General features: G+C 38.7%; 7 protein-coding genes and 1 pseudogene. All 8 read right to left on the reverse strand.

The window, feature by feature from the left end; translation table 11 throughout:
• On the reverse strand, positions 1-3,761 hold a 3,761-nt coding region (gene essC / locus DXD11_RS13800), incomplete at its 3' end, for a type VII secretion protein EssC (protein ID WP_118758614.1).
• A gap of 17 nt (positions 3,762-3,778) precedes the next feature.
• The gene (locus tag DXD11_RS13805) at positions 3,779-5,551 is read right to left on the reverse strand and encodes a hypothetical protein (protein ID WP_055224710.1); all 1,773 of its coding nucleotides are present in this window, start codon (positions 5,549-5,551) and stop codon (positions 3,779-3,781) included.
• A 14-nt stretch (positions 5,552-5,565) separates the two neighbouring features.
• Positions 5,566-7,503: a leucine-rich repeat domain-containing protein gene (locus tag DXD11_RS13810; protein ID WP_118758615.1), complete on the reverse strand. Its 1,938-nt coding sequence runs from the start codon at positions 7,501-7,503 to the stop codon at positions 5,566-5,568.
• Between the two features lie 2 nt (positions 7,504-7,505).
• Positions 7,506-8,456 carry a PASTA domain-containing protein gene (locus tag DXD11_RS13815; RefSeq protein WP_118758616.1) on the reverse strand — a complete coding sequence of 317 codons (951 nt, stop codon included), beginning with the start codon at positions 8,454-8,456 and terminating at the stop codon, positions 7,506-7,508.
• 334 nt (positions 8,457-8,790) lie between these two features.
• Positions 8,791-9,321 carry a hypothetical protein gene (locus DXD11_RS14640; RefSeq protein WP_238051949.1) on the reverse strand — a complete coding sequence of 177 codons (531 nt, stop codon included), beginning with the start codon at positions 9,319-9,321 and terminating at the stop codon, positions 8,791-8,793.
• Positions 9,322-9,864 carry an RNA 2'-phosphotransferase gene (locus tag DXD11_RS13825; RefSeq protein WP_015533469.1) on the reverse strand — a complete coding sequence of 181 codons (543 nt, stop codon included), beginning with the start codon at positions 9,862-9,864 and terminating at the stop codon, positions 9,322-9,324.
• Positions 9,857-10,216 carry an SMI1/KNR4 family protein gene (locus DXD11_RS13830; protein ID WP_015533470.1) on the reverse strand — a complete coding sequence of 120 codons (360 nt, stop codon included), beginning with the start codon at positions 10,214-10,216 and terminating at the stop codon, positions 9,857-9,859. Before DXD11_RS13830 ends, DXD11_RS13825 begins: the two co-directional genes overlap by 8 nt.
• 9 nt (positions 10,217-10,225) lie before the next feature.
• A pseudogene (locus DXD11_RS13835) lies at positions 10,226-10,652 on the reverse strand (ParB/RepB/Spo0J family partition protein); the annotation flags it as partial.

The raw sequence follows: 10,652 nt of genomic DNA on the forward strand, positions 1-10,652 counted from the left end.
GCATTTCTCATCAGTGCTGCATTCATCAATAACCGCATAACATTTTTCTTACCAGTTCTAGCTCTGCCCGTAATTGTATAGCAGAATGTTCTCCTAAGGTCTATTCCATATCCCTCTGCACTTACACTGTCATATCCTATCGGCAACATATATCCATTACACATCTGAGCAACATCATTACGCCTCTTGAATATCTCCCACGTAGGTTTTTCTGGAATTTCAGGAATACTTTCCGCTACCTCAGTAGCTCCTTCAGCCATAGATGCACACATATTGCGAAGTAACTCTATACGTTCCATATCATCGCACCTATCCGTAGCTATCGCTGTCTGGAATTCCATTACTTCTCCATCGACCTTTATGAGTCCTCTTCCCTTTAGATTTTCCGGTTCAAGCTCCACTCTTCCTGTTCTCAGAACCGATGAGTACATATACTTTTCATTCAGGCTCAATGCCACTGTTTCAGATATATTGTCTTCTATCCTTCCAGGTATTCCCGTATTACCAAATCCATTTGCAGTTACAATCGTATATATTCCATATGCAGTACCATCATGAACAATCTTCTGCATATTATCATCATATATTTCTGCTGTTTTTTCACGAAATCCAGCATAGTTATCTATTATGAACACTACTGCAGGCATATCGTTTTTGTTAACTTTTTTATAGGAGTTGAAGCTTATTCCACCAAGAATATTTTTTCTTGTAGATATAATCCTGTTTATTAAGAATATCAGTTTCCTAATTCTGTCGTCATCATCCTCGCTAACAAAGCCGCCAACCTGTGGAGCCTGTTCAAAGCACCGCAAAGATTTATTGCTAAAGTCTGCTATGTATATATTCACTTCTGAAGCTTTATATCTGGTTATCAATGATGCAATAAGTGTCTGAACAAAGGTACTTTTACCACTTACATTCGTTCCACATATTGCAATATTTCCAGCATCCGCAATATCTATCCTATATGGTTTCTGACTTTGCCTTGATGGATCATCGTACATTCCTATAGTTGCCACCAATGAATATGTATCATCTGATTTATTTATCGGATATTCATTATCTATATCGTCTATAAATATAGGATTAGCTATTGGTGGTATCCACAAACTATAATCTCTGTTATATCCATTTTCTCTTGCTACCTTGGCCAAATACTCTTTAACCGCATCCAACTGCGTTACGCTGTTTGCCGGATTTGACACTTTGGCAATTTTCTTCTTTCTTATAATCTCCGAACCAGAAGCTGAAAGTATCGCAGTTCGTGTATCTTCACCAGAAACCGCATCTCCCCGATACTCAGCTCCACTCCAGCCAGACTGGAATAGCTCATACACTTCATCATTTCCAACCTGCAGATATCCTCTTCCTGCCTGAGTTATAAAAGCAGCATCCTCCTTGTGCAGCATCTCTTTACTGTCCTGCTTATCCTGCACTCTAAGACACAGCTTAAACTTAGAATTTGACCAAATATTTTCGTCGACTGTTCCTGCTGGTTTCTGCGTAGAAAGGATCAGATGAACACCAAGGCTTCGTCCAACCTGTGCAACACTTATAAGCTCCTTCATAAATTCCGGCTGTTCTCGCTTCAGCTCGGCAAACTCGTCCACTATTATAAACAGATGTGGTACCGGAAGTTCTACCTCACCAGCTTTTACAAGCTTGGTATAATTATTAATATTGTTCACTCCGGCCTCATTGAAGACTCTCTGTCTTCGCATATTCTCGCTCTTTATGGACACCATAGCTCTCTTTATCGCACTTCCTGACAGATTCGATATTGCTCCTATCATGTGTGGAAGACCATCAAACAGGTTTGCCATTCCTCCGCCCTTATAATCAATAATGAAAAAGCCTATATCATCAGGGCTGTAGTTTATCGCCATTGAGAGAATATATGTCTGCAACGTCTCCGACTTTCCCGATCCTGTAGTTCCCGCAACAAGCCCATGGGGGCCATGATATTTCTCATGTACATCAAGAATACAGTCCTTGCCACCAGCCGACTGACCTATGACAGCCCGCATACTGTTGTAATTTTTGTTTGTCTTCCATCTGTCGAGAACCCGCAATTCTTCCAGCCTTTGTATTCCCAGCATATCAAAAAATGTAAGGCTGTCGGGTATACCGCCAGCCTCCACATCTTCGTTCACCTTTATAACTGCTATTCTGTCGGCAAAAGCTGCCAGTTGACTTTCTGTCACCTTATCAAAATCTACATGGCTATACTCATCCGTCTTCATCCTATGGATTCCCGAAAACTGTTTGTCGATTATAAGCTCATAAGTAGTGTCATTCAACAACTGCGATTCCTTATCAGCCAAGGTTACCACTGTGAAAGAATATTTCTGTGCATCTGTTGTTATGTACTTATTTATCGCATGCCCTTCCAGCAGAGAAGTATCAGCAACAAACAACACAATGTGAGTAAACTGTCGCTTCTCTATAGTATAATCTTTCTGTTCCCGGTCTCTCAGAATATCAATAATTCTGAAAAACAGGTCGTCCACTGAGCTTCTATCTGACGCCATCAGTCTCTCACTATAATCATCGAGCCACACATGCGGCATAAACCTATAGTTCATCCATTCACTGCTATCAGTTTCAGAATCGAATGCAAATGCAAGTTTTACATCACGATAAGAATTATTCGCTGCTATCTGTGCAATCATGGTTCTTGCCACATCAAATGCTTTGCTCTTATCTCCCGCTCCAACTATACCTATTATACCTGTAGCTCCGAGATCCACGCCCTGCGGAACATCCTTTATTCGTGAATATACAGCCTTTACTTTGCCCGGGATCTGTATCAATTCATCATCAGACTGTTCCATTCGTATCTTAGGAACAGTTATATACTCTGACACATCCAATGTTCCCAGGCCAACCCGCTCCACCAGATAATCCTTCTGATTCCTGTTCCTATTCCACAATTCAGTTGACTGATCTGTATATTGCGTTATAACATCAGGAGATTTGTACATATCTCCAAGCACATTTTTTATAGTGTTCTGATTATAAGCTATCTGTTTTATCTGCCGTCTCAGATATCTGGCATACCCAGATCTCCTGTCAAGCTCCCCCTGTGCATTTCTCTTCTTATCATAATGCATATTGATGAAGGCCCATAACACTCCTATAGCCGCAGATGCAGCAGCAGTGATAAGACCTGTATACATAAGCATTCCAGAATTGCTCCCTGATGATCTGTAGCTGTACATAGCAAGAACTCCTCCAAGCATCATAGGGATCATCATTGTAAATGTTGGTCCTATAACCATCAAGAGCGGCTTCTTTTCTATCTGCTGTTTTGCCGGTGGATTCTCAATTGTCACTGACTCTATAACCGGCTCCTTCGTATTTCTGGGGGATCTGTGAAAAAATCTGTCTTTTTCCTGAACATCCTCATACTTAAGCGCCTCTGAATCCAAGTATGGCAGATTGACAATAATACTGTCTTTTAAGTCGTTCTGTATAATCACACCGATAATCTGCACACAATATATTATCCTTAAAGCACCGAGTTCTATAATATCTCCACATTTGAGCTTGTATCCTGACTGTACCAGATTGCCATCCACGGTCAAGCTACGACTGCCAGTATCACATATAATCCATCCATTTCCATTTTCCACAAATTCGGTCTGAACACCAATCATTTCCGGGCTTCTCACCACAATCTCATTCTCGTCAAGACTTCCTATTCTTATACGATGGACACCCGATATCATATATTTATCCACAGGAGTCATAAATTCCATAAGATTTCCTCTTTCGACTATTTAATAACACACTTTACAGCACTTGTGCTGGCACCATTCTGCACGTTTCCGCCTGACTTATAGCAAGGAACAACCTTAATATAATATTTTCCAGCTTTCAGTCCGGTTATGGTTGTACTGGTACCCGTTATCTTACTCTTTGAATTATATAGTGACATCTGTCCACAATCTTCACTGTCCTTCTTGTAGCCATAATAATATATCCTATATTCGCTGGCATTATACTCCTTCTTACTATTAGACCACTGTATATATAACTGTCCTGATTTTTTAGATTCTGTATTCGCTATCTTAACTATGTTTGGCACCACTTTTATAGTTCTGGTGATAGACTTTGTACTATAGTGCGCAGCATCCGCTCCCTTTGGTGTAAAGGTAGCTGTAATCACTACACTGCCAAATGCTTTGTTATTCATAACCTGAACTCTTCCACCTGCCGCATTGATCGCAAGCAATTTAGGATTACTTGATTTGAAGCTAAATGTACCCTGACAATCACTAGGTGCAACACACTCAAAGCCATGTGTTCCATTTGCATTGTGCCATGTTGTTGATATAGGACTCTTGAACGAGATCACCGGTACCTTTTTTTCAATTCTAAAATTCTTTACAACTCTCTTTCCTGATACACAGTTGGAACCATTTGCCGTAATAGTAACTGTCGCTGTACCAGGCTCTTTATTATTTGCGTATTGTACTGTATAATCTGATGCCTTCAGCTTTGCACTTCCATACGCAACTGTAACTGCAGGCTTGAAATAACTTCCGCTATATGTATAAGAATTAGCAGCTAATGTCACTGTCGCTTTTGTTATATCCGCCTGAGAAATTGTAAATGTCTTACTTACTTTTCCAGTTAAATTCTTACAACCCTCTATGGCTGCCTCCGCTTTATTTCCGGCCGATACATTATTCTTTAAAGTAATCTTATAGTTATCAGTACCCATTACCGCACCATTCAGCTTCACTGTAACCTTTGGTAACTTTGCTGTTCCGTCATATACACAAGATGCCACATCTATCGATGCAGACTGCACATTTGCAGGCTTAATTGTAAATTCCTTCTGGATCTCTCCGCCATAATCTCCACATCCAGTCACCACAATCTTTGCTTGTGTTCCTGCATTAATATTGTCTTTATAGGTGACCTTATAGTCTGTACCCTGTTCAATAACTCTTCCCTCATACTTGACCTGTACTGTCGGAGCTATCACCTTGCCTGTATATACATATGGTTTATCATCTGAAATGATCACCTCAGCACTGTCCTCTGATAAATTCAAGGCTGAAGGCTTGTACACATTATTATCCTGTCCGCTTGGAGCAATATCAAAACGGTGAGCCCCCACGACTTCATTGCACTTTAGATATGAACCAGACTTAACCTCAAGAGTCATGATACTGCCTCCACATGAGATTATCTTGTCTATTTTGCATGGCTCACTGCCTATGGCCAGTTTTTCGCAGTAGAGTCTCATGGACTGTGCGGTAAGTCCACGTATCTTCAGCTCGTCTTTATCCTCACTGTAATCTATTTTTCCATACACATACGCATCCGCTGCTTCAGACTCGGTCATGGTTATCCATGCAAGCGCTCTTCCGTTTGGTGATGTACTTAATCTTACTCCAACCGGATAATTTGCTATGCAATAATAGGTTTTTACCGCATCAGTCGAATCCGACTCATCAGCGTGTGCCTGCACCATACCAAATGAACATATAGCCAAGACAATCATCACTGCCGCTATAAGTTTTTTTACTCTCGTCATCTGAAATGCCCCCTTTACTTCCTTATATCTCCTCTGCTATTTGTAACCTTCTGTGATTCAACGCCATTTTTCTTCACATAAATTACAGGATAGTATCTGCTATACTTTGATACATTCACAGTAATAACTACTTTCTTGCCTTTCTTTACAGTTTTTATATGTGGCTTACCATATAGTTTTTTCATCTTTGACGATTCATACACTTTTACGATAACCTTTGAATTCGGAGTAGGATTATTTACTGTTACTTTTAGTGTTTTGCTGTTATGGGCAATTGACACAGATGACATCACCGGTCTTACATAATATGTAATCTTTCTTACCTTCTGCTCATATACACCATTATCACCTGCTTTTATCGTAACTATAGCTTTACCAACACCCTTTATTGTTATCTTTCCATTATTCGCTACAGAAATAACCTTAGGATTGGATGAACTATATGTAAGTCTGACTCCACCCTTTGCTGAGGCTCCTATGCTTCTCTTCACGCCCTTCTTATAATTATACTGTGTCTTTTTACTCTTAACCTGTATGTTCTGAGGTTTTCTTACCTTCACAGTGATTGTTTTTGAGCATGGCTTATAATTTGACTTTGTCTTATTATTAGCGCATATTGTTATTTTGGCTGTACCCGTTTTTGTGACTGTTATGACTCCTCTGTCATTGACCTTGAGTACATTCTCGTTTGAACTTGTGTATCTTATCTTCTCGTTTCCTGAAGTTGTAGCTGCAAGGGTCATAGACGCTGTTCCACGACTGTTCAGAAGAAGCGTATATGTACCTGCGGCCTGCTTACCATCCTTCTTAACAGAAAGCTTGCATGCTGCCTGAACTATTGAGAATTTCATTGTGAGTGTGCCGATATTCTCATTTTTTCCTGTAATCTTTATAACAGCGGTTCCGACATTTTTATTATTCGAGTATGTAACATCATATGCATCTGCATTTACTACAGAGCCATCATTATCCGTAACTTTAATTACCGGTTTTATAGGCTTTCCCGTATAAGCATAACTCTTAGCTGGAATACTTACATTCATACTGCTTTCATCAAACCTATAAGCTCTCTTGATAATTACATTCTCATCAGAATCCGGAGTATATATGTTGTTACCAGCCTCATATGTATACAGATATGTTCCAGTTGAATTTCCCTCCTTGAACAGACCCGTTCCAAAATCAGCATCCGCCGGTCTTCTTAACAACCTAACATACTGAAGATTTTTGCATCCTATAAAGCAAAAGTCTCCCAATTTTATAAGTCTTTCTGAAAAATCCAGATACTCTAGTAATTCGCATCCTGCAAAAGCGCAATTTCCAACACTTGACAAATTATCAGGAATATCTATGTTTTTTATTCTGTTACAGCCCTGAAAACAATAGTCTCCCAGTGTCTTGGTATACTCTGATAATTTCAAATCGGTTATGCTATAGCACTCTCCAAATGCAAACTGACCAAGTTCGTATATCTGGGATCCAGACATGTCTATATTCTTCAAACTTGAACATCTGGCAAATGCATACGCCCCTACTGACAAAGTTCCTTCTGAAAATTCCACAGACTTTAAAGATGTACATCCATAAAAAGCCCTTCGTCCTATAGTGAGAGGTTCGTCTCCCTCTATAACCACAGACTCCAGATTTGTACATCCTGAAAATGCATTGTTACCTATATGTGTAACTCCAGGCTTTACTACAACCTTTATAACATTGAAATTAGTCCACGGCTTCTTGTCCTCCAGTCCAAAGTCAATCATCGCCTTATTCGTGGAAACATCTAGCGTAAGCACACCACTGTCGCTATTATATTCTGCCCTGATTCCAGCATCCTCTGACACTGCATTCGTCGTAGCATATGCATGTACCTTCCCAGGAACAAGGCTCATCATACACATGATCACGGCTCCTACAATTCCTGTAATTATTCTTCTTTTAAATTCCTTTTTCATGATCAATCACCCCACTCTTCTTCTTCTGTTATAAACTCATCTTCATTTACGCTTGTTGTTCCGCTGTCCGCCTGTTCATTTGATCCCGAACCACCAGATGATCCCGATCCACCACCTGCTGAACCGGAGCTTGCAGCCACAGACGAGCTTGTCTTCTTGCCCTTACTCACTATCAGATACAACTGAGTATCTTCAGTCATCTCAGTTCCCGCCTTTACGCTTTGTCTGATGATCACATTCTCATCAACGGTATCAGAATTCTCCTGGAGGGTACTAAAGGTGATTCCAAGGGTTGAACACTGTATAGTTGCATCATTCAAGGTCATACCTACAAAGTCAGGAAGTTTTACTGTCTGCTCTCCCAGGCTTACTGTGACCTTTACAGAACTCCCCTTTTCTATGCTGGTTCCCTGTGTATCCTGCTGTTCAATTATCAAGCCAGCCGCAACATCCTTACTATATTCTTCAGTTTCTTCAAGCTCTATACCAGCCTCTGTAGCCATAGCTCTGGCATCATCCAGAATTTCACCAACAAATTCCGGCACAACTGTCATCTCCTTGCCTTTACTGACCGTTATTCCAACTGAAGCCTTACGTTTCACCTTCATTCCCTTGGCTATATCCTGTGAGATAACGCATCCTTCTTCTACCTCAGAACTGTATTCTTTTTTCTCCTCAAGCGTTACACCAGCCTCTCTGGCAATTTGTTTTGCCTCCGCCGTTGTGTGCCCAACAAAATCAGGCACAACAGATTTCCTATTAACCATCATGATAATTAACACAACTGAAACCAATACGATCCCAGCTATTACACCTATGATGATCTTCATATTGGGTCCATGCTTGTCAGAATCACCAACTTCAAGCGCTTTTAAAATGTCTTCAAGCTCATCTCTGCTATCTTTCGCAGCTTCTCCAACGCCCGCAGCTCCAACATCATCTTCCCGCGACACAACACCATCTCCTTTACATTATTGTCAAACAATAGTATTGCATTATCCACTATTTTTGTCAACAATCATTTAGTTTTTCTCAATTTAATTGTAAAAAAATACATTGTTTTCATAACAAATGTTGTTAAGTAAACAATGTATTTTTACAAACCATAAATTTTATTATCTATTGACTAAAATCATGTCTTCTATCTCGTCACGTTGCCAATCATACTCTTCGTCTTCACCAATTGGCAAATATTGGGGCTTCTCTTGTGGATTATAAATATACCATCCTATTTGTTGAAATATCTTTAAAACTGCTCCTTTAATCTAATAATTTAAAAACAATATTTTATAATAAACATTTCGAATTCTTAATTTCTTTCATTTCTTCTTGATTCAAATTTTTAAATTCTATCCCAACGAAATAATCGTCTAAAAACAATAAATTATTTAAATCATTAATCCTATATGCATTTAGAACACACTCTTCAATATCATCTCTTAATATTAAAATTGCATTTTCTGACTTATATCCTTGATTTCTTGCCAATGTTCCTATATCTTGGCATGCCTCTGTAGAAGTAAGATTTTGCACATATCCCCATTTCGAAGCAATTGTTGCATCTGTCAAATCCAATACCTTTTGACCAGATAAATTTATATCGTAACTAATTGCATATTTAGCCGTATTTCCATGTTCCGCTAATTCTGCAACTATTGTATTGCTATCTGCACCTACATAAAATCCGCCTCCGAATCTACTTCCTTTATTAAAAAATTGTGGATCAATACCATTTAAAACACTTTGCGCTTGATTTGCACTTCCAACTGCATGTTGTACAGATAGACTTCCACCCTTAAATCTACTGGCTTCTATCAACTATATTTCTGTTATATATTTACTTGGTATTACATCAGCTAACCATACCTTTTCATTTCCAAAATAAAAAAGTATTCCATCTTCCCAAGCTCTTTTTGCATCAATTTGCAAAACACATGGTTTATTATCACGTCTTAATCCAACACTCTGTGCTGTACTAATATCTTGTGACAAATGAACATATTGTCTTCCTTGAGGTAATAGGCCATTAATTTTTATACTTGATAAAAATCTTCTAGCCGTACCATGATATAAAATATCTGGAGGTATCATTTTTTCTTTCTTTATGTGCATCGGAATTGAATGACCATAAAATGCTCTGATTTTTCCACCGCTTATTTCATGTCTCTTCTTCTCTGATTTATCTATCATAACTAATAAATCGTCTTCTGATGTACCTATCCATTTCATATCCTTATTCAGAGCATCCACTAATTGTTCTACTGACACCCAACCTTCTTCATCCATCTCCAACTCATATTCCCAAGGTGCATGACGAAGTGCATACGATACTTCTTTGCTTAATTCTTCATAATTAATCATCTGCTTCTTCCTCATCTATCATTTCCTGTATTGCTTCCTTAAACCATTCCCAGAAAGTATTATACTCTTTTCTCTGTTCATATCCAGCACTTGCAAAATCATGAATAATTTGGACTTTACTATTTTTTTTAATATCAAAACAAGCTATATCATCACTATCATCTCTTCTAGCAAAAGGAACAAGTTCTCTATCTGGATAACGTTCCTTTAATCCTTTAATTCTTTTTTCAACCTGTTCTTTGCTCATTAAGTACCAAAAATCAAAGTCCACCAGATTTAGTTCAACAATTTTTAAAAACTCTTTGGGATAATTAAATTCTTGATATACTTTACTTACATCATATATTTCCATGTTTGCCTCCTACTTTATTGTATCCATATCAAACGCTCCAAATGGATTACTATTTCTAAAAGATGCCTTTTGTTTTCCAACTCTTAGACTAATTGCATCGCCCCATGTAACAGGAACACCTTTCTTAGTTGTAAATCTCTCGATATATTCCTCAGGTAAAATATCATTATATCCATGCACATTAGCTTTAACATTAATACCAGCTTCTCTTGCAGATACAACACGTGTATTATCTATTGTTGTATATATTCCATCAGGCATTTCTACCACATCAATCGGGTCACCCTTCCACCCATTCTTCTTCATGCTATCTATAATCTCACTTGAACCATTTACAGACGATTGACTATATCTTATTTCTTTAGGATTAATTGTCTTACTTCCACCCTCACAAGTAATACTTCTTTCAGACTCCACCCGTCCTTTGCTAGTAGAC

It is taken from the genome of Coprococcus sp. TF11-13 (assembly GCF_003481085.1).
Taxonomy (GTDB): Bacteria; Bacillota; Clostridia; order Lachnospirales; family Lachnospiraceae; genus Coprococcus; species Coprococcus aceti.

Coding starts and splice junctions, on each gene's coding strand:
- DXD11_RS13805 (WP_055224710.1), bottom strand. CDS start 5,551: ATGACGAGAGTAAAAAAACTTATAGCGGCAGTGATGATTGTCTTGGCT.
- DXD11_RS13810 (WP_118758615.1), bottom strand. CDS start 7,503: ATGAAAAAGGAATTTAAAAGAAGAATAATTACAGGAATTGTAGGAGCC.
- DXD11_RS13825 (WP_015533469.1), bottom strand. CDS start 9,864: ATGATTAATTATGAAGAATTAAGCAAAGAAGTATCGTATGCACTTCGT.
- DXD11_RS13830 (WP_015533470.1), bottom strand. CDS start 10,216: ATGGAAATATATGATGTAAGTAAAGTATATCAAGAATTTAATTATCCC.